The organism is Sphingopyxis sp. MC1 (assembly GCF_000371385.1).
In the GTDB taxonomy this organism is placed as follows: Bacteria; Pseudomonadota; Alphaproteobacteria; order Sphingomonadales; family Sphingomonadaceae; genus Sphingopyxis; species Sphingopyxis terrae.
The window spans coordinates 512384-531797 of sequence record NZ_AOUN01000003.1; the positions used below are offsets into that span (position 1 = coordinate 512384).

The 19414-nt window shown below is 66.7% G+C and carries 15 protein-coding genes; 7 read left to right on the forward strand and 8 right to left on the reverse strand.

Translation table 11 applies throughout. From position 1 onward, the window contains the following. Positions 1–14: 14 nt before the first annotated feature. The 4 genes from rplO to EBMC1_RS06370 all read left to right on the forward strand — a co-directional run bounded on the left by rplO (position 15) and on the right by EBMC1_RS06370 (position 3586). Positions 15–497 (forward strand): 50S ribosomal protein L15, encoded by a 483-nt coding sequence (gene rplO, locus EBMC1_RS06355; RefSeq protein WP_003042260.1) that lies wholly within the window; start codon positions 15–17, stop codon positions 495–497. 237 nt (positions 498–734) lie between these two features. Further along, complete coding sequence (gene secY, locus EBMC1_RS06360; protein ID WP_003042263.1) at positions 735–2108, forward strand: preprotein translocase subunit SecY; 1374 nt, start codon at positions 735–737, stop codon at positions 2106–2108. Between the two features lie 47 nt (positions 2109–2155). Next, positions 2156–2818, forward strand: a complete 663-nt coding sequence (locus EBMC1_RS06365) for an adenylate kinase (protein ID WP_003042266.1) — start codon at positions 2156–2158, stop codon at positions 2816–2818. Positions 2819–2866: 48 nt separating this feature from the next. After that, on the forward strand, positions 2867–3586 hold the full coding sequence (locus EBMC1_RS06370) for a hypothetical protein (RefSeq protein ID WP_003042268.1): 720 nt from the start codon (positions 2867–2869) through the stop codon (positions 3584–3586). Positions 3587–3601: 15 nt separating this feature from the next. Here EBMC1_RS06370 and EBMC1_RS06375 read toward each other — a convergent pair whose 3' ends face one another. Then, on the reverse strand, positions 3602–4129 hold the full coding sequence (locus tag EBMC1_RS06375; RefSeq protein ID WP_003042270.1) for a YceD family protein: 528 nt from the start codon (positions 4127–4129) through the stop codon (positions 3602–3604). After that, positions 4126–4656: a ubiquinol-cytochrome C chaperone family protein gene (locus tag EBMC1_RS06380; RefSeq protein WP_003042274.1), complete on the reverse strand. Its 531-nt coding sequence runs from the start codon at positions 4654–4656 to the stop codon at positions 4126–4128. Before EBMC1_RS06380 ends, EBMC1_RS06375 begins: the two co-directional genes overlap by 4 nt. A gap of 171 nt (positions 4657–4827) precedes the next feature. Between EBMC1_RS06380 and EBMC1_RS06385 the strand changes: the two genes are divergently transcribed. Then, positions 4828–5316 (forward strand): outer membrane protein assembly factor BamE, encoded by a 489-nt coding sequence (locus EBMC1_RS06385; RefSeq protein WP_003042276.1) that lies wholly within the window; start codon positions 4828–4830, stop codon positions 5314–5316. A gap of 71 nt (positions 5317–5387) precedes the next feature. Here the strand turns inward: EBMC1_RS06385 and EBMC1_RS06390 are convergent, their stop codons facing one another. Then, complete coding sequence (locus tag EBMC1_RS06390) at positions 5388–7652, reverse strand: NADP-dependent malic enzyme (protein ID WP_003042279.1); 2265 nt, start codon at positions 7650–7652, stop codon at positions 5388–5390. Between the two features lie 132 nt (positions 7653–7784). On the opposite strand from EBMC1_RS06390, the gene mutS reads away from it, so the two are divergent. Together mutS and EBMC1_RS06400 are read left to right on the forward strand one after the other, a co-directional pair. Further along, positions 7785–10445 (forward strand): DNA mismatch repair protein MutS, encoded by a 2661-nt coding sequence (mutS, locus tag EBMC1_RS06395; protein ID WP_003042283.1) that lies wholly within the window; start codon positions 7785–7787, stop codon positions 10443–10445. Next, on the forward strand, positions 10442–13198 hold the full coding sequence (locus EBMC1_RS06400) for a [protein-PII] uridylyltransferase (protein WP_003042285.1): 2757 nt from the start codon (positions 10442–10444) through the stop codon (positions 13196–13198). The genes mutS and EBMC1_RS06400 overlap by 4 nt, the downstream gene beginning before the upstream one ends. A gap of 2 nt (positions 13199–13200) precedes the next feature. On the opposite strand, the gene EBMC1_RS06405 is transcribed toward EBMC1_RS06400, so the two are convergent. The 5 genes from EBMC1_RS06405 to EBMC1_RS06425 form a co-directional block, all read right to left on the reverse strand. After that, positions 13201–13620, reverse strand: a complete 420-nt coding sequence (locus EBMC1_RS06405; protein WP_003042288.1) for a GFA family protein — start codon at positions 13618–13620, stop codon at positions 13201–13203. Then, a complete protein-coding gene (locus EBMC1_RS06410; RefSeq protein WP_003042291.1) occupies positions 13617–14576 on the reverse strand; it encodes an alpha/beta hydrolase in 960 nt (319 codons plus the stop codon). Before EBMC1_RS06410 ends, EBMC1_RS06405 begins: the two co-directional genes overlap by 4 nt. Before the next feature lie 28 nt (positions 14577–14604). After that, positions 14605–16986, reverse strand: a complete 2382-nt coding sequence (gene pheT, locus EBMC1_RS06415; RefSeq protein WP_003042295.1) for a phenylalanine--tRNA ligase subunit beta — start codon at positions 16984–16986, stop codon at positions 14605–14607. Further along, on the reverse strand, positions 16983–18077 hold the full coding sequence (gene pheS, locus EBMC1_RS06420; RefSeq protein WP_003042297.1) for a phenylalanine--tRNA ligase subunit alpha: 1095 nt from the start codon (positions 18075–18077) through the stop codon (positions 16983–16985). Before pheS ends, pheT begins: the two co-directional genes overlap by 4 nt. A 161-nt stretch (positions 18078–18238) precedes the next feature. After that, on the reverse strand, positions 18239–19141 hold the full coding sequence (locus tag EBMC1_RS06425; protein ID WP_081611147.1) for a helix-turn-helix domain-containing protein: 903 nt from the start codon (positions 19139–19141) through the stop codon (positions 18239–18241). Positions 19142–19414 lie beyond the last annotated feature (273 nt).

Below are 19414 nucleotides of genomic sequence, written 5' to 3' on the forward strand. Positions count from 1 at the left end.
AAAGCGAGTGCAAAATGACTATCAAGCTTAACGATCTTCGTGACAACAACGGCGCCCGCAAGGGCCGCATGCGCGTCGGACGCGGCATCGGTTCGGGCAAGGGCAAGACCGCCGGCCGCGGCCAGAAGGGTCAGAAGGCGCGCAGCGGTGTCGCGATCAACGGCTTCGAGGGCGGCCAGATGCCGCTCCACATGCGCATCCCGAAGCGCGGCTTCAACAACATCTTCGGCAAGGAATTCGCGATCGTGAACCTGGGCCAGGTGCAGAAGCTGGTCGATGCCAAGAAGCTCGACCCCAAGGCGACCGTCGACCATGCGGCGCTGAAGGCTGCCGGTGTGGCCCGCGGCGGCAAGGACGGCGTCCGTCTCCTCGCCAAGGGCGAACTGACCGCGAAGCTCAACTTCGCCGTTGCCGGCGCGTCGAAGGGCGCGATCGAGGCGGTCGAAAAGGCGGGCGGCAAGGTCGACCTGCCGGCGGCCGAAGCGAAGGCCGAGTAATTCGGACAAGGGGCGGTTCCGAAAGGGATCGCCCTTCGTCTTTGTGATCATCTCTATTCCCGCTCGATAGCGCAGGTTCGAGAGCCGTACCGGCCCCGCCAGATGCGAGCGGATCGATGGGGCGAATGAACGCCCCATCAAAAATGGGCCTTTCCCCTTGCGCTTCGTAACCGCCGAACGCACATAGGCGCGGGGTCGCCGGGGGCGCGGTCCGGAATATCCTCGAGGAAACTACCCATGGCCTCTCGCGCCGACCAGCTTGCTTCCAGCATCAATTTTTCGAAGTTCGGCAAGGCGACCGAACTCAAGAACCGCATCTGGTTCACGATCGGTGCGCTGATCGTCTTCCGCTTCCTGTCGTTCGTGCCGCTGCCCGGGGTCGACCCCGTGGCGCTGTCGCGCCTTTACAGCCAGGCGGCGTCGGGCGGCATCCTCGACATCTTCAACACCTTCTCGGGCGGCAGCCTGGAGCGCATGAGCATCATCGCGCTCGGTGTCATGCCCTATATCACGGCGTCGATTGTCGTGCAGCTCGCCGCGGCGCTGGCCCCGAGCCTCGCCGCGCTCAAGAAAGAGGGCGAAAGCGGCCGCAAGAAGCTCAACCAATATACGCGCTACGGCACGGTGCTGCTCACCGCGATCCAGGGCTATTTCATTGCCGTCGGCCTGGAAACGCTCGGGCAGAGCCAGGGCATCGCTGCGGTCGTCGACCCAGGCATGATGTTCCGCGTCGGCGCAGTCATCAGCATCGTCGGCGGTACGCTGTTCCTGATGTGGCTTGGCGAACAGATCACCAGCCGCGGGATCGGCAACGGCGTCTCGCTGATCATCATGGCGGGCATTCTCGCGCAGCTTCCGCGCAGCTTTGCCCAGATGTTCACGCAGGTTCGTGAAGGATCGATGGGCGGCGGCACGATCGTCGCAGTCATCGGCGGCGCGATCATCATCATCGCCTTCATCAGCTTCATGGAACGCGCACAGCGCCGCGTGCTGGTGCAATATCCGAAGCGCGCGACGCAGCGCGGCGTGATGCAGGCCGAGCGCAGCCACCTGCCGCTGAAGGTCAATACTGCGGGCGTGATTCCGCCGATCTTCGCCTCGTCGCTGCTGCTGATGCCGCTGACCGTCACGCAGATGCTGGGCAATAATGTGAAGGGCGACACCGCCTGGGGCGATTTCCTCATCACGATCAACCAGTATCTCGCGCACGGCCAGCCGCTCTATATGGCGCTCTATGCCGCGGGCATCATCTTCTTCTGCTTCTTCTACGTCGCGGTCGTCTTCAACCCCGAGGAAACCGCCGACAATCTGAAGCGCCAGAACGGTTTCATCCCCGGCATCCGCCCGGGCAAGAATACCGCGGCCTATCTCGATTTCGTGCTGACCCGCATCACCGTTATCGGCGCCGGCTATCTTGCGCTCATCTGCCTCATCCCGGAATATTTCATCGCCGGATCGGGCCTGCCGTTCCAGCTTGGCGGCACCAGCCTGCTGATTATCGTCAATGTCACCATCGATACGATCAGCCAGATCCAGAGCCACATGCTCGCGCACCAATATGGCGATCTGATCAAGAAGGCCAAATTGAAGGGCGGCATTGCGCGCCGCTGACGCGGTCGCTAGGCGAAATCCTGACAGGGTAGGCAACAGGGGGCGTCATGACGCTGAACATCATTTTGCTTGGACCGCCGGGAGCCGGCAAGGGAACGCAGGCTTCGCGTCTGGTGGAAGAGCATGGGATGGTCCAGCTTTCCACCGGTGACATGCTCCGCGCGGCCGTCAAGGCGGGAACGCCGATCGGCCTGCAGGCCAAGGCGGTGATGGACGCGGGCGAACTGGTGTCGGACGAAATCGTCTCGGGCCTGATCGGCGAGCGGCTCGACGAGCTCGGGAACGAAACCTCCGTCATCTTCGACGGCTATCCGCGCACCGCGGCGCAGGCCGAGGCGCTCGACGGCATCTTGTCGGCGCGCGGCCGCAAGCTCGACCATGTCATCGAACTGGTCGTCGACGAAGATGCGCTGGTCGACCGGATCACCGGACGCTTTTCGTGCGCCAATTGCGGCGAAGGCTATCACGATCGCTACAAGCTGCCGAAGGTCAAAGGCACCTGCGACGTGTGCGGCAGCCATGATTTCAAGCGCCGTCCCGACGACAATGAGGAAACGGTGCGCACGCGCATGGCCGAATATCGCGCGAAGACCGAACCGATCCTGCCGATCTACGAAGCGCGCGGGATCGTCAGCAAGGTCGATGGCATGGCCGCGATCGACGCCGTCAACGATGCGATCGAGGCGATCCTACAAGGCGACGCCAGCTAGTCAGCCCCCCTGGCGCCGTCTATGAAGATGGCGAAGGGGGAATGATCCATGCATGTGAAATCGTCTTTCGGCGTGCTCCTGTTCGCGGCTACGTGCGTCGCCTCGCCGGCAGCGGCCAAGGTCATCGACCAGAGCGACATCGGTTTCACCGTCGCGCATACGGCGCAGGTCGCCGCGACGCCCGAAGATGTGTGGAAAATGCTCCGCACGCCCGACAAATGGTGGTCGAAGGAGCATAGCTGGTCGGGCGATGCCGCCAATTTCTGGCTCGATTCGCAGGCTGGCGGCTGTTTCTGCGAAAAACTTCCCGACGAAGGACAGGGCGTCGGCAGCGTCCAACACGCGCGGATCATCTTCGCCAAGCCGGGTGAAATGATGCGCCTGTCGGGCGCGTTCGGGCCGCTGCAGGGCGAGGCGGTCACGGGGACGCTCACGATCCAGATCAAAAAGACGCCGACGGGCAGCGCGATCCGCTTCGACTATGTCGTCGGCGGCTATATGCGCTTCAAGGTCGCCGACATCGCGCCGGCCGTCGACAAGGTGCTGGCCGAACAGATGGTCGGGCTCGCGAACGCGCTCGGCGGATCGCTCCCGGTCGCGCGCGGTGACAAGCCGGCCGAGGATAAGTCCGGCGAAGGCGCGGACGAAACGGCCAAACCGGCGGATAGCAATGCCGATGCGGACGGCGCGGCGGAGCCGGAACCCGCCGATTCGGGTCTCGACGCCGCGGTCGCAGATCTCGTCAAGGACGAGCCCAAGCGCGACTGACGCCCGCTGCCGACGTCAGGAAGCGTCCTTGCCGCGCAGCTGGGCGAGCGCGCCGAAGGGACCGGCCTGTTCTTCGGTCAGCACGCCCTTTTCGGCGAGGATGCGGTCGGCATCGGGATGGCGCGGAAAGGGCTCGAGCGCCAGCGACAGCGTCTGCACCGCGGCTTCGCCGATATCGACGCGATCGCCTTCGAGCGGCAGGACATCGCAATCATCCGCGCTGATCTCAACCTCTTCCTCCTCGCTCGCGTCGGCGCCGATGTCGCGCAGGAAGCGCAGGTCGAAGGGGTCCGCGATGTGCGCAGGGACGGGGAGATCAGTGGCGGCGCACGCCTGTACCACGTCTGCGGTGATGCTGCCTCGTGCGGTGATTCCGCCGGCGACGGCGAACACCTCTGCCTCGACGACGAAGCGATCGAGCGCGATCAGGCCGAGTCGCTTGGCAATCGCGGCGCGGGTCGCTTCGTCGGTGTCGAGCGCGACCTTGCGGCCCTGCATCGCGTCGGCGAGGGTGACGATGTGCGAAAGCTCGGGATTGGTCATGCGGGCTCTCCGGGCAAGCGGTCGGCGACGACCAGGTCCGCAACCGGGATCGCGGCAAGCCCCGTGCGCAGGGCCGCGACCGCTGCCATGACATGCGCCAGTCCTTCGGCGGGCGGCGCCTTGCCGCGCCACAGATTGCGCACCAGCGCTTCTTCCAGCGCCGCCGATCCGTCGGGCGCGCGATAGGCTCCCAGCCGTCCGCCGAGCGCACCAACCATGCGACCGACCTGTTTGCCGACCACCATGTCGCCAAAGCCGATCTGGCGCATCTGCCCATCCATGTCGGCGACGAACAATTCGGTCAGTTCAACCCCCGCCAGCGCCTGGTCGGGATCATCGTCGATGCGATGGAGGACGAGCGCCAGCACCAAGCTGACCATGTCGAAGCGGCCGTCGAGCGTGTCGGGAACCTGTCCCGCCAGATACCAGTGCGGCGCACGCGCGGCCGCGACGACGGCATTCCAGAGCGGACGCCGCGCTTCGCGGGGATCGGGGGCGGATCGGAAGAATTTGCTGATCGAGAACATGGCCCACCGCTTAGGCCCATTCGGCGTCGCGGAAAAGAGGCACCGGTCAGCCTGCAGCAAGCTTTGCGGCGGCATAAGCCGCTTGTGCGTCCCGTCCGCTTGCGGTTAAGAGGCGCACAAGCCAGCGCCTGCGCCGCCGTCCGGCGAGCCGCGCGCAACGGAGACCGATTGATGCCGAAAACCATTGCCTCGCTTACCGGCCGCCGCGCGGGCCTCATCCTTGCCGGGGTCGCGCTTGCGCTGTCGGCGGGGGGATGCGCCCAGCTCAAGGGGCGTCAGGGTTATATCGTTGATCCGGTGCTGACCCAGGCGATCACCCCCGGCGTCGACAATCGCGAGTCGGTGGAAAAGACGCTTGGCCGTCCGACCTTCGTCGGCCAGTTCGGCAACAATGAATATTATTATCTGTCGCGCGAAACGCGCCAGCTCGCCTTCGCCCACCCGCGGCCCGTGGCACAGCAGGTGCTGCGCGTCAGCTTCGATCCCGCAGGCAATGTCGTCGGCGTCGATCGCACCGGGCTCGAACAGGTGAGCAAGATCAGCCCGAACGGCGACAGCACGCCGACGCTGGGCCGTCATCGCAGCTTCTTCGAGGATATTTTCGGCAATATCGGCGCGGTCGGCGCGCCGGGTGTCGGGGGCGGCGCACAGGGGCAATAAACCTCGCTTGCCGATCGGCAGAAGAAAGCAAAACGGCGCCGATCCATGGATCGGCGCCGTTTTTCGTTTGATCAGACTGCGATGCCGCCGGCCGCCAGAACCGCCAGCGTGACCAGATCCGAGGCGGTGGATGCCATGGTTGCAATCTGCACCGGCTTTTCCATCCCGATCAGCATCGGTCCGATGACGGCGCTGCCGCCGAGTTCGCGCAGCAGCTTTGCCGACAGATTGCCCGACTGCAGCCCCGGCATCACCAGAACATTCGCGGGGCCCGAGAGGCGGCAGAAGGGATAATTGGCCATGACGCGCGGATTCAGCGCGACGTCGGGCGACATTTCGCCTTCATATTCGAAGGCCGGCTGGCGATCGTCGAGGATGTGGACAGCATCGCGGATATTGTCGAGCCACGATCCCGGCGGGTTGCCAAAGGTCGAATAGGACAGGAATGCGACGCGCGGTTCGTGACCCATGCGGCGTGCGACCTGCGCCGTGCGGTCGGCGATGTCGGCGAGCATTTCGGCCGAGGGGCGTTCGTTGACCGTCGTGTCGGCCATGAAGATGGTGTGATGCTGTCCGACGAGAACGTGAATGCCGAAGGCCGTCTTGCCCTCGGCAGGGTCGATCACCCGCCGCACTTCGCGCATCGTCTGCGAATAAGTGCGCGTCACGCCGGTGATCATCGCATCGCCAAGGCCGAGTTTGAGCAGCAGCGAGCCGAAGATGTTGCGATCGCGGTTGACCATACGTTCGATGTCGCGGCGCAGATAGCCGCGGCGCTGGAGCCGCTCATAGAGCATTTCGACCATCTGCGGGACATGCGGCGAATTGACGCTGTTATGAACCTCGAAGCTTTCGGGGTCGGCGACGCCCATGTCGCGCAGCTTGTTGTGCAGACCTTCGCGCCCGACGAGGACGGGGATGCCATAGCCGCCGTCGCGGAACTGGATCGCGGCGCGCAGCACCACTTCTTCCTCGCCCTCGGCAAAGACGACGCGCTTCGGATTGGCGCGCGCCGCTTCATAGGCGAGGGTGAGGACCGATGTGGTCGGATTGAGCCGGGCACGCAGCCGCGTGCGATACGCCTCCAGATCGTCGATCGGCTGCTGCGCGACGCCCGTCTCCATCGCCGCCTTCGCGACCGCCGCGGGGACGATCTCCATCAGCCGCGGGTCGAAGGGCGAGGGGATGATATATTCGGGGCCGAAGCTCGACGCGCGGCCGCCATAGGCCGCCGCCACTTCCTCGGGCACCTGCTGGCGCGCGAGATCGGCGATCGCATAGGCGGCGGCAATCTTCATCTCTTCGTTGATCGCGGTCGCGCGCACGTCGAGCGCGCCGCGGAAGATGAAGGGGAAGCACAGCACATTGTTGACCTGGTTGGGATAGTCCGAACGCCCCGTTGCGATGATCGCGTCGGGGCGCGCAGCACGGGCATCGGGGGGCGAGATTTCGGGGTCGGGGTTCGCCATCGCGAAGATTATCGGCGCGGGCGCCATGTCCTTCACCATCTCGGGCTTGAGCGCGCCCGCCGCCGACAGGCCGAGGAACACGTCCGCGCCGCTAAGCGCTTCGGTCAGGTCGCGCGCTTCGGTCGGAACGGCGTGGGCCGATTTCCACTGGTCCATTCCTTCGGTGCGGCCCTGATAGATGGTGCCCTTGCGGTCGCACATGATGACATTTTCGTGCCGCACGCCCATCGCCTTGATCAGCGCGGTGCAGGCGATGGCCGCAGCGCCGGCGCCGTTGACGACAACCTTGATGTCGGCCAGATCGCGCCCGGTCAGATGGCACGCGTTGATGAGCCCGGCGGCGGTGATGATCGCGGTGCCATGCTGGTCGTCATGGAACACCGGGATGTTCATCTTTTCCTTGAGCGCCGCCTCGATGATGAAGCAGTTGGGGGCCGCGATGTCCTCAAGGTTGATGCCGCCGAAGCTCGGTTCGAGCAGTTCGACCGCGTCGATGAACGCCTGCGGGTCTTCGGTCTTGAGCTCAAGGTCGATCGAATCGACGTCGGCGAAGCGCTTGAAGAGGACGGCCTTGCCTTCCATCACCGGCTTCGATGCAAGCGCGCCCAGATTGCCGAGACCCAGGATCGCGGTGCCGTTCGAGATGACGGCGACGAGGTTGCCCTTCGCGGTGTAATCATAAGCGGCCGCCGGATTTTCGGCGATGGCGTTGACGGGGACGGCAACGCCGGGCGAATAGGCGAGGCTGAGGTCGCGCTGCGTCGCCATCGGCTTCGACGCGATGATCTCGATTTTCCCTGGCCGCCCATAGCTGTGATAGAGCAGGGCCTCGCGGTCCGAAAATTGCACCTTGCTGCCGCCGTCCATTCTTTATCCCCTACTTCGATTATCAGGATGCGCGTCCGAGCCCATTCCCTAGCGTCGGCTTGGCGAAATGGAACCCTGTGTTTCTGGCCCGCGCGCCTTGCCATGCGAGCCCCAATGACTAAGCAGGGGCGGATGTCCGTTCCCGCTCCCGCCAACAGCAACAGCAAGGCCCCTCCCGCCGCGACGCCGATGATGGCGCAATATTGGTCGCTCAAGGAAAAGGCCGGCGATTGTCTGCTCTTCTACCGCATGGGCGATTTCTTCGAACTGTTTTTTGACGATGCCAAGGCAGCCGCCTCGACGCTCGACATCGCGCTGACCTCGCGCGGCGAGCATGGCGGCGAGCCGGTGCCGATGTGCGGCGTCCCCGTCCATTCGGCCGAATCCTATCTCGCCCGCCTGATCCGCGCCGGCCACCGCGTCGCGATCGCCGAACAGGTCGAAACCCCCGCCGAGGCCAAGGCGCGCGGCGGATCGAAGGCGCTCGTCGCGCGCGACATCGTGCGCTTCGTCACGGCGGGCACGCTGACCGAAGAGGCGCTGCTCGAAGGGCGCAGCGCGAACCGGCTTGCGGCGCTTGCCGAGGTCGGCAGCGAAGGGCTGGTCGCCATCGCCGCCGCCGATATCTCTACCGGGCGGTTCGAGGTCGTCGCGGTGCGGCGCGAAGCGGTCGATGCCGAACTGGCGCGGCTGGCCCCGTCCGAACTGCTGATCAGCGAGGCGGCGGACGAACAGCCGCCGTCGGCGGCGCGCCAGATCGTTCGCCGCCCCGCCGCCGAGTTCGCGAGTGGCGCGGGGCAGAAACGGCTCGAGACGCTGTTCGGGGTGCAGACGCTCGACGGCTTCGGCAATTTCTCGCGCGGTGAAATCGCCGCCATGGGCGCGATCGCCGCCTATCTCGACCATGTCGGCACCGGCGGGGCGGTCTTTCTGCAGCCGCCCGTGCGGCACAGCGCGGGCGACCGGATGGCGATCGACGCGGCGACGCGCGAGAGCCTGGAGCTGGTTCGCACCATGGCCGGCGCGCGCGACGGCAGCCTGCTCGGCACGATCGACCGCACCGTGACCGCGGCGGGCGCGCGGCTGCTTGCCGACGACCTTGCAAGCCCGCTCACCGACAAGGGCGCGATTCTCGACCGGCTTGATCTCGTCGATGCGTTGGCTCGCGATGCCTTGTGGCGCGCCGATCTGCGCGCCGCCTTGCGCGCGCTACCTGACGCGGGCCGCGCGCTCGGCCGTCTTGTCGCTGGGCGCGGCGGGCCGCGCGATCTGGCGCAGCTTCGCGATGCGCTCGGCGGTGCACGCCTCCTGCGCGAGCGGCTTGCGCTGCGCGGCGATCTTCCGCCGCTGCTTGCGCGGCTGCTTCCGGGGCTCGATGGCCATGGCGCGCTCGTCGATGAACTGACGCGTGCGCTGATCGAAACCCCGCCGGTCGATGCCGCGCAGGGCGGCTATATCGCCGAAGGCTATGACGCCGCGCTCGATGCTCTGCGCGAGACCGCGCGCGACGGGCGCAAGGCGATCGCGGCGCTCGAAGCGGGCTATCGCGACCGCACGGGCATCGCGGCGCTCAAGATCCGCCACAATGGCGTGCTCGGCTATCATGTCGAGGTGCCGGCGCGCCACGCCGATGCGCTGATGGCGCCCGGATCGGGCTTCACCCATCGTCAGACGCTGGCGGGCGTCGTTCGCTTCAACTCGTCGGATCTGCACGAAGCGGCGACGCGCGTGACCCAGGCGGGGGTGCATGCGGTGGCAGCCGAAGCTGCGCATCTCGAAGCGCTGAGCGAAGCCGCGACCCAGCGCCGCGAGGCGATCGCCGCGAGCTGCGACGTGCTCGCGCGGATCGACGTCGCCGCGGCGCTCGCCGACCATGCGATGAGCCACGACTGGTGCCGGCCGGACATCGCCGACGAACCGTGCCTCGACGTAAGGGGCGGGCGACATCCGGTGGTCGAGGCGGCGCTCGCGAAAAGCGGCGAACGCTTCGTCCCCAATGATGTGTCGCTGTCCGAAGCCGACCGGCTTTGGCTTGTCACCGGCCCCAATATGGGCGGTAAATCGACCTTCCTGCGCCAGAACGCTTTGATCGTCGTGCTCGCGCAGGCAGGCGCCTTCGTACCGGCAAGCGCCGCGACCCTCGGGCTGGTCGACCGACTGTTCAGCCGCGTGGGGGCGAGCGACAATCTGGCGCGCGGGCGATCGACCTTCATGGTCGAGATGGTCGAGACCGCGGCGATCCTCGCGCAGGCGACCCCGCAGAGCTTCGTGATTCTCGACGAGGTCGGGCGCGGCACCTCGACCTATGACGGGCTCGCGCTCGCCTGGTCGGTGGTCGAGGCGGTGCACGAGGTGAACCGGTGCCGCTGTCTGTTCGCAACCCATTATCACGAGCTGACGCGGCTTGCCGAAACGCTGAACGCGCTTTCGCTCCACCACGTCCGCGCGCGCGAATGGCAGGGCGATCTTGTCCTGCTGCACGAGGTGGCCGAGGGGCCTGCCGACCGGAGCTACGGTCTGGCGGTCGCGCGGCTCGCCGGTGTGCCCGCCGGCGTCGTGAGGCGCGCCGAGGCGGTGCTCGCCAAGCTGGAGGCGGGACGCGAGGCAACCGGCGGACTGGCGGCGGGGCTCGACGATCTGCCGCTGTTCGCCGCGACGCTCGCCGAAGCGCCCGCAGCGGCAAAGGACGCGCTGCGCGAGGCGCTCGCCGGGATCGACCCCGATGCGTTGGCGCCGCGCGCCGCACTCGAAGCGCTCTATCGGCTCAAGCAGATCGTGGCGGAGGAAGGATGAGCGACATTTTCAGCGACCTTCCCCACCGCCGCGCGATCATCGACCGGCGCCTGCTCGCCGATCGGCTCGATGCCATCGCCGCCGAGACGGCCGACGCCGGCAAGCGCCGCGGCGCGATGGTCGCGTTGCTGAAGGAGGCATTGGAAGACGGCCGCGCAGAGATCGCCCGCCGCCTGCTCGACCACCCGTCTTCGGGGCGCGTCGCGGCGCAGGCGACGGCCTTTCTGATCGACCAGATCGTTCGCCTTTCCTATGATTTCACCGTCGATTATCTCTATCCCGCAAGCAATCGGTCGGCGGGCGAACGGATTACGGTGATCGCGGTCGGCGGCTATGGCCGTGCCGAAATGGCGCCGTTCAGCGACGTCGACATCGGCTTTCTGACCCCGTTCAAGCAGACGAGCTGGACAGAGCAGGTCATCGAAGCCCAACTCTACACGCTGTGGGATCTGGGCCTGAAGGTGGGGCATTCGTCGCGTTCGCTCGATGAGATGGTGCGCACCGCGAAGGACGATCTGACGATTCGCACCGCGCTGCTCGAGGCGCGCTTCATCTGGGGCGACCGCGCGCTTTATGATCAGGCGGCGGCGCGCTTCGATGCCGAGGTGATGGCGGGCAATGCCCGCGCCTTCGTCGCCGAAAAACTCGCCGAGCGCGATGAACGGCACAAGCGCATGGGCGATTCGCGCTATGTCGTCGAGCCCAATGTGAAGGAAGGGAAGGGCGGGCTGCGCGACCTGCACACCCTGTTCTGGATCGGCAAGTTCATCCACCGCGTCCGCACCGTGCCCGAGCTCGTCGATGCGGGGCTGCTCAGTGCGCGCGAACTGCGGCAGTTTTCGCGCGCCGAAAATTTCCTGCTCGCGGTACGCTGCCACCTTCATATCCTCGCCGGGCGCGCCGAGGACCGGCTGACCTTCGATTTCCAGCGCGAGATCGCGGCGCGGATGCAATTTGCCGATCGGCCCGGCAAAAGCCCGGTCGAACGCTTCATGCAGCTCTATTTTCTCCACGCGAAGAGCGTCGGCGATCTGACGGGCACCTTTCTCGCGCATCTCGACGAGCAGCTCGCGGCGCGCGGGCGGCGCTTTCTGCCGACGCTGCGGCGGCGGCCGGGCCGGCTCAACGGCTTCGTCCTCGATCGCGGCCGGCTTGCACTGCCGTCGGACGACTATTTCCGCAAAGACCCGGTCCGCCTGCTCGAGATATTCCAGCTCGCCGACAAATATGGCCTCGAAATCCACCCACAGGCGATGCGCCAGGCGCGCCACGATGCGAAACTGATCGACGGCAAGGTGCGGCGCATCGCGCGCGCCAATGCGCTGTTCCTCGATGTGTTGACCTCTCCGCGCGATCCCGAAACGGTGCTGCGCTGGATGAACGAGGCCGGGGTCTTCGGCCGCTTCGTGCCCGATTTCGGCCGCGTCGTCGCGCAGATGCAGTTCGACATGTATCATCATTATACGGTCGACGAGCATACGATCCGCGCGATCGGCCTGTTGTCCGACATCGAACAGAACCGGTTGAAGGACGATCATCCGCTGTCGACCGCGATCATGGACCAGATCCACTCGCGGCGCGTGATCTATGTCGCAGTGCTGCTCCACGATATCGCCAAGGGGCGCGGCGGCGACCATAGCGTGCTGGGCGCCGAACTGGCGCTGCGCGTCTGTCCGCGGCTTGGGCTGAACGAGGCGGAAACCGAGACAGTGTCATGGCTTGTCCGCCACCACCTGCTGATGTCGGCGACCGCTTTCAAGCGCGACCTTGCCGACTTCAAGACGATCCTCGACTTTGCGCAGCTCGTGCAGAGCCCCGAGCGGCTTCGCCTCCTGCTCGTGCTGACGGTTGTCGATATTCGCGCGGTGGGCCCGGGGGTCTGGAACAGCTGGAAGCGGCAATTGCTAACCGAATTATACGATGCGGCCGAGGAAGTGCTGCGGCTTGGCCACAAGCAGCGCGGCCGCGAGGTGCGGATCGCCAGCAAGAAGGAGGAGGCGCAGGCCCTGCTCCAGATGGGCGACAAGGATTTCGGGAAGCTCGCCAAGCGCCTGCCCGAAAGCTACTGGATTGCCGAGCCGGTCGAGGTGATCGCGGCCAATTTGATCCATATCCAGAAATCGTCGGGAGCGCCGCTCCATATCGCGGCAGTGCCCGACGACGATCGCGGCGCGACGCTGGTGATGGTGCTCGCCGCCGACCATCCGGGGCTGTTCTATCGCATCGCGGGCGGCATTCACCTCGCGGGCGGCAACATCATCGATGCGCGCATCCACACGACGCGCGACGGGCTGGCACTCGACAATTTCCTGGTCCAGGATCCGCTCGGCCGCCCGTTTGCCGAGGCCGAACAGATCGTCCGGCTGACCCGCGCGATCGAGGACGCGCTCGCCAACCGGCATAAACTGCTGCCCAAGCTCGAGGCGCGCGCGCTGCCGCGGACCCGCGCTGAAGCCTTTCGCATCGCGCCCAATGTCTTCATCGACAACAAGGCTTCCAACCGGTTCACGGTGATCGAGGTCAATGCGCAGGACCGCCCGGCGCTATTGAACCAGCTCGCCTATGCGCTCTTCCAGTCGAAGGTGACGGTGCACAGCGCGCATGTCGCGACCTATGGCGAGCGCGCCGTCGATACCTTCTACGTCACCGATCTGATTGGCGACAAGATCGACAGCACGGCGCGCGTGAAGTCGCTCGAAAAGCGCCTGCTCGAAGCCGCGGCGAGTCGCAGCGAGGAGGCGGTGGCGGCCTGACCTCAGGCGCGTTTCACCGGATTGCGTGCGTGCGCAGCAACCGCTGGCGGCAGGTCGAGCCACGCATGGCGGTCGTCGCACCAGACGGCCTGTTCGGGCATCGGAAAATCCGGGTCGGCAAAGGCGCCGACTGCGACGCCGGAGAGGTGCGGCATCCGGTCGGGTTCCCACCACAGGTTCGATCCGCAATCGGCGCAGAAATGAAAGGTCACGTCGTGGCCGCTCGCCGAAGGCCGGCGGAAGCTCTGCGCCGAACCGGCGGCGACGGCCACCGCTTCGCGCGGGAAGAAGGCGGCGACGCTGAACAGCGATCCGGTTCGCCGTTGGCAATCGCGGCAATGGCACATCGAAATCTTGACCGGATCGCCGCTGCATCGAAGCTGCAGCAAGCCGCAGTGGCAGGTGGCGACCCGCCCGCTCATCCTGCCGCCGGGGCCGTCATCGCGGCGGCGGCGGCGAGCAGCCCGGCGGTGAAGCGCTGGCTGATGGCGGCAGTCGGGATTGCGTTGAAGGCGTGGATGGCGCCGGCATAGCTGTGCAGCTCGACCGGCACCCCCGCCGCAGCGAGACGGCGCGCATAGTCGAGATTTTCATCGAAGAAGAGGTCGAGGCCGCCGGTCGCGATATAGGCAGGCGGCAGGCCGGAAAGATCGTCGGCGAGGCTCGGTGAAAACCAGCTGCGCCGGTCGTCGTCGGCCGCGTAGGCGCCGCGCAGCGCGCTCCATCCGAAGCGATTGCTTGCGCGCGTCCAGATGAACTCGCCCGTGACCGGATTGCGATAGGGGCAGGCATCGCCGCCCGTCCGGTGATCGAGCATCGGATAGGTCAGCAATTGCCCCGCAAGCGCCGGCCCGCCGAGGTCGCGCGCCATGATCGCCAGCGCCGCGGCGAGGCCGCCGCCCGCGCTTTCGCCGGCAACGACGATGCGCTGCGCATCGAAGCCAAGGGCATCGGCCTGTCCGGCGAGCCAGACGAGCGCCGAATGGCAATCCTCCTGCGGCGCCGGGAAGGGATGTTCGGGCGCGAGCCGATATTCGACCGACAGCACCGGCACGCCCGCGGCCGCGGCAAGCGCCGCCGGTCCGGCCTGCATCTGACGCACCGATCCCATCACCATGCCGCCGCCATGGATATGCAGGATCGCACCCGCACCGGCGCGCGCCTGAGCCGGGCGGAAGAGGAAGGCCAGCATGTCCGGCCCGCCGTGGATAGACGGGATCAGCAACTCTTCGGGCGCGATGGCCGGCGGCGGCAGGATCGCATAGGTTTCGGCCGCCTTGGCGCGAATGTCGGCGATCGGCGCGGCGTCGAGGTCGACGCGTCCGAACAGGTCGATCAGGGGCTGAAGCTCGCGATCGACCAGGTGGCGCGTATCCATGACCCTTTTCCCTTCTGCCGTCGCCGGCCTATCCGCGCAGCACCGCGCCCAGTTTCGCGGCGGCGGCGACCACCTTGTCGGCGATCGCCTTCAGCTCGGCGTCGGTGAAGCTCTTGTCCTGCGGCTGCAGCTCGACCTCGACCGCCAGGCTGACCTGTCCGTCGGGGACGCCCTGGCCGGCGAAACGGTCGAACAGCCGCGCATCGATGATGCTCGCCTTGTCGGCGCCCTTGACCGCGCGGACGAGATCGCCCGCCGCCAGTGTTTCGGGCGCGAGGAAGGCGAAATCGCGGCGCACCGATTGCAGCGCAGGTGGCGTGAAGGCCGCACGCGTCGGGCCGCTTGCACGCTTCGCCGGAATCGCGTCGAGGAAAATCTGCACCGCCATCACCGGCCCGTCGACATCGAAATGCTTCGCGAGCGCGGGGTGCAGCGCACCGAATTCGGCGAGCACCGCCTTCGGCCCCAGTCGTAGCGTTGCCGACTGCCCGGGATGCCAGATCGCCCCATCGGCGACCGGCTCCATCACCTGCAGACGGTCGGCAGGGGCACCCGCAGCATCGAGCAGGGCGAGCGCTGCCGCCTTGGCGTCGAAAGCGTCGAACGGCGCGGCCTTGCCCGCCTGCCAGCCGCGCGGATGCTTGTCGCCGGCCATCAGCAGCGCGAGCGTCGGATGCTCGGCGTCGGCCAGATAGCGCCGCCCGATCTCGAACAGACGGATGCTGTCGGCGCCGCGGTTCTGATTGCGCGCCGTGGCGGCGAGCAGGCCGGGCAGCAACGACGGCCGCATGACCTTCAGATCCTCGCTGATCGGATTGGCGAGCGTCCAGGCGCCGCCGCCGAAGGGCGCCGCTTCGCGTTCGGAGACGAAGGACCAGGTCACCGCCTCGTGGAATCCCGCCGCCGCTGCGCCCCGGCGCAGCCGCCGTTCGATCAGCTGTTCGGGGGTTGCCGTCGGCCGGGCGACGCCGTCGGCGCGGGGCAGGGCGACCGATGCGATGGCGTCGAAACCCGCGATCCGCGTCACTTCCTCGACCACGTCGGGCGCGGCGTCCATGTCGCGGCGCCAGCTCGGCACCGCAATCTGCCAAGGCGTGCCTTCGGTGACGCCGAAGCCCAGTGCCTCGAGGATCGCGCGCTGCCGCGCCGGGTCGATCGCGATCCCGCCGAGCGTCGCCGACAGGGCGGGATCATAGGCAATCGTCTTCGCCGCGATCGGTGGCTCGCCCGCGCGCGTCACGGTCGAAGCGGTGCCGCCACAGATGTCGAGGATATATCCGGTGATGATCGCGGTTGCATCGTCCAGGAATGCCGGATCGACGCCGCGTTCGAAGCGGCTGCGCGCATCGCTGGTCAGGCCGAGCGCCTGTCCGGTCAGCGCGATCCGTTCGGGCGTGAAATAGGCGACCTCGAGCAATACGTCGGTCGTCGTTTCGCTGCACCCGCTATGCTCGCCGCCCATGATGCCGGCGATATCGTGAACGCCGCTGTCGTCGCCGATCACGGTCATGCTGTCGGTCAGCACATAGTCCTTGCCGTTGAGCGCGGTCACCGTCTCGCCGTCGCGCGCGCGCCGGGCGACGAGCGCGCCGTTCAGCGTGGCGCGATCGTAGACATGGCTCGGCCGGCCGAGGTCGAGCATCACATAGTTGGTGATGTCGACCAGCGCCGAAATCGAACGCTGCCCCACCGCTTCGAGCCGCCGCCGCATCCATTCGGGAGCGGTGCCGTTGACGACGCCGCTGATCGTGCGACCGAAAAAGGCCGGGCAACCTTCGGTGTCGTCGGTGCGGATCGCGGTTTCCGGGGCGCCTTCGCCCGCGATGACCGGAACGTCGAGCGGCTTCAGCGTGCCGAGCCCCGCGGCGGCGAGGTCGCGCGCGATGCCGCGCACGCCCATGCAATCCTGCCGGTTGGGGGTAATCGAAATATCGATCACCGGATCGCCCGCGCCCGAATAATCGGCGAAGGCGGTGCCGATCGGTGCGTCGGCGGGCAATTCGATGATGCCGTCATGATCGTCGCCGAGTTCGAGTTCGCGCGTCGAGCACATCATGCCGTTCGAGGTGACGCCGCGGATCGCCGAGATTTTCAGCTCCATGCCGTTGGCGGGCACCACCGCACCGGGCAGCCCGAGCACACCGACCAGTCCCGCGCGGGCGTTGGGCGCGCCGCACACGACCTGGAGCGGGGCGCCGTCGCCGGCATCGACCGTCAGCACCTGCAGCTTGTCGGCCTGCGGATGCCGTTCGGCGGTCAGCACCTTGGCGACGCGAAAGCCCGCGAGCTTCTCGGCGGGATTTTCGACGCCTTCGACTTCCAGCCCGATGCGGTTGAGCGCCGCGACGACATCGTCGACGGTCGCATCGGTGTCGAGATGCGCCTTCAGCCATTCGAGGGTGATCTTCATGCCGAAATCCCCCCGCTGAGCGTCGGTACATTCAGTGCGCCGAACCCATAGTGCGACAGCCAGCGCAGGTCGCCGTCGAAGAAGGCGCGCAGATCGTCCATGCCATATTTGAGCATCGCGAGCCGGTCGATACCGATGCCGAAGGCGAAACCCTGCCACGCGTCGGGATCGAGGCCGCAATTGGCAAGGACACGGCGGTTGACCATGCCGCTGCCGAGCAATTCCATCCACGCATGGCCGTCGTCATCGCCATGTCCGCCGACGATCCGGCGCCCCTTTTCCTGGCGGTAACCGACATCGACCTCGGCCGACGGTTCGGTGAAGGGGAAATAGGAGGGCCGCAGCCGCAGGACGATGTCGTCGCGTTCGAAAAAGGCCTTCAGGAAGGTTTCGAGCGTCCATTTGAGATGGCCCATATGGATATCGCGATCGATCACCAGCCCCTCGACCTGATGGAACATCGGCGTGTGCGTGGCGTCGCTGTCGCTGCGATAGACGCGGCCGGGCGCGATGATGCGGATCGGCGGCTCCTGGCTCATCATCGTGCGGACCTGCACCGGCGAGGTGTGGGTGCGCAGCAGCATCGCGCGGCCTTCGGCATCCTCGTCGGGGAAATAGAAGGTGTCGTGCATCGCGCGCGCGGGATGCGTTTCGGGAATGTTGAGCGCGGTGAAATTGCGCCAGTCGTCCTCGATCTCGGGCCCGGTCGCGACCGCAAAGCCCATGTCGGCGAATATTTCGGCGATTTCGTCCATGACCTGGCTCACCGGATGGACGCTGCCTTTGGGGGCGGCGTCGGCAGGCAGCGTCATGTCGAGACGCTCGGCGGCGAGCTTCGCCTCGAGCGCCGCGCCTTCGAGCGCGGCCTTGCGCGCGGCGAGCGCGTTGGTGACGGCTTCGCGCAGCGCGTGGATCTGCGGCCCCTGCGTCTGGCGTTCGTCGGGGGTCATGCCGCCCAGCGTCTTGAGCAGGGCCGACACGCTGCCCGCCTTGCCAAGCGCCGCGACGCGCAGCGCCTCGACCGCGTCGAGGTCGGCGGCGGCGTCGATCTCGGCCACCAGCTTGGCCTGCATGGCCTGATAATCGCTCATCGTCTTTTCGTCCTGCGGCGGCCGCGCACCGGTTCGCGTGCGACCGTCTTTAGCCTGTTTCTGTCCGGCCTGCGGCGGCGCAAAGCCTGCCATTGCCCCGTCGCCGCTTGCACCGAAGGACGCGCGCGGGTCAACCCCGAAGCGCGCGGCGGGCGGGCGGTTCAGCCTGCGGGCTTGTGGAGGCCCTGAACCGCCGCACCGGCGGCGGCGGCGCGCGCTATTGCGGCGGCGCCGAGGATGGGCTTGGGCCGCGCCGCATAGTCGCGCGGGCCGATGCCCATGAAAGCCTTGAAGTCGCGGGTGAACTGCGCCTGATCGTAATAGTGATAATCGAGCGTATCGATCCACGCCATCGAGGGGTCGAGCATGAATCGGGCAAGGCTGCGCAGGAAGCGCTGACGGCGCAGCAGCAGCTTGGGCGAAAAGCCGAAGGCGCGGTGACTGAGCCGCTCGACTGAGCGTTCGGACATACCCAGCTTGCCCGCCAGATCGCCGACGCTGCCGAGATCATCGTCCATAAGCGCCGCATGGGCGGCGGCAATCGCCGGATCGTCGGGCGGTGCGTTTGCGAGCATCGCTGTAAAGCGCGCATCGATCAGCGCAGCACCAACCTCAATATCCGCGATCGCGGCAAGCTCGTCGAGCAGGGGAGCGAGTGCCGCGAAGGCTGGGTGCGTCGCCCCGTCGCAAAAGCGATCGGCCATCGAATCGGCTGCAATGTCGAAGAATTTCGCCCAACCGGTCGGCAGGATGCCGATCCCCCAGGCCCGCATCGCGCCGCACGAAAAGAAGGTCGCGCGGCTTGTCGGACCGGTCGCGATGAAGGGCGCGGTGGCGCTCGGCGCATCGCTGCCGACCGACGCGAGCGGCGTCGTTCCGGAAATAAAGCGCAGATTGGCCCATTCGGGGTGCAGATAATCGTCGATGCGCACGCCCGCAGGGGCATCGACATCGGTGCGGTAGATAATGCTGCAATAGGGGCGCAGGGCTTCCGACACGGGAAAAAAGCGCGTCACGACGCGCACATCCTGCGGCAGATTCTGGCTCGCCCTGGTCCCTGGCATGGCGCCACCCTGCAAAGCGATGCGCAAAAAAACAACAGGCTAGGTGACGCGTCTGTCGGATTTTTACAATTTTTCCCGGCGATGCGGCGTCATATGTCGCGGCACAGGGATACTTCCGCCGGCCGTCAGCTTATCTGCGACCCACGGCTATTCGGTACGGAGGGAGGGGGGCGGTGCATCCATTCGGGTCATCGTCGAGACGGCGCGGCGCTTGCAAGCTCCGCGCCGTCTCTCTTTGGAAATCCTGTCCACCCGGCCGTTAGCGCGCACGAA

Coding starts and splice junctions, on each gene's coding strand:
- pheT (WP_003042295.1), bottom strand. CDS start 16,986: ATGAAGATCACCCTCGAATGGCTGAAGGCGCATCTCGACACCGATGCG.
- pheS (WP_003042297.1), bottom strand. CDS start 18,077: ATGAGCGATTATCAGGCCATGCAGGCCAAGCTGGTGGCCGAGATCGAC.
- EBMC1_RS06385 (WP_003042276.1), top strand. CDS start 4,828: ATGCCGAAAACCATTGCCTCGCTTACCGGCCGCCGCGCGGGCCTCATC.
- EBMC1_RS06425 (WP_081611147.1), bottom strand. CDS start 19,141: ATGCCAGGGACCAGGGCGAGCCAGAATCTGCCGCAGGATGTGCGCGTC.
- mutS (WP_003042283.1), top strand. CDS start 7,785: ATGTCCGTTCCCGCTCCCGCCAACAGCAACAGCAAGGCCCCTCCCGCC.
- EBMC1_RS06410 (WP_003042291.1), bottom strand. CDS start 14,576: ATGGATACGCGCCACCTGGTCGATCGCGAGCTTCAGCCCCTGATCGAC.
- EBMC1_RS06405 (WP_003042288.1), bottom strand. CDS start 13,620: ATGAGCGGGCGGGTCGCCACCTGCCACTGCGGCTTGCTGCAGCTTCGA.
- EBMC1_RS06370 (WP_003042268.1), top strand. CDS start 2,867: ATGCATGTGAAATCGTCTTTCGGCGTGCTCCTGTTCGCGGCTACGTGC.
- rplO (WP_003042260.1), top strand. CDS start 15: ATGACTATCAAGCTTAACGATCTTCGTGACAACAACGGCGCCCGCAAG.
- EBMC1_RS06390 (WP_003042279.1), bottom strand. CDS start 7,652: ATGGACGGCGGCAGCAAGGTGCAATTTTCGGACCGCGAGGCCCTGCTC.
- secY (WP_003042263.1), top strand. CDS start 735: ATGGCCTCTCGCGCCGACCAGCTTGCTTCCAGCATCAATTTTTCGAAG.
- EBMC1_RS06400 (WP_003042285.1), top strand. CDS start 10,442: ATGAGCGACATTTTCAGCGACCTTCCCCACCGCCGCGCGATCATCGAC.
- EBMC1_RS06380 (WP_003042274.1), bottom strand. CDS start 4,656: ATGTTCTCGATCAGCAAATTCTTCCGATCCGCCCCCGATCCCCGCGAA.
- EBMC1_RS06375 (WP_003042270.1), bottom strand. CDS start 4,129: ATGACCAATCCCGAGCTTTCGCACATCGTCACCCTCGCCGACGCGATG.
- EBMC1_RS06365 (WP_003042266.1), top strand. CDS start 2,156: ATGACGCTGAACATCATTTTGCTTGGACCGCCGGGAGCCGGCAAGGGA.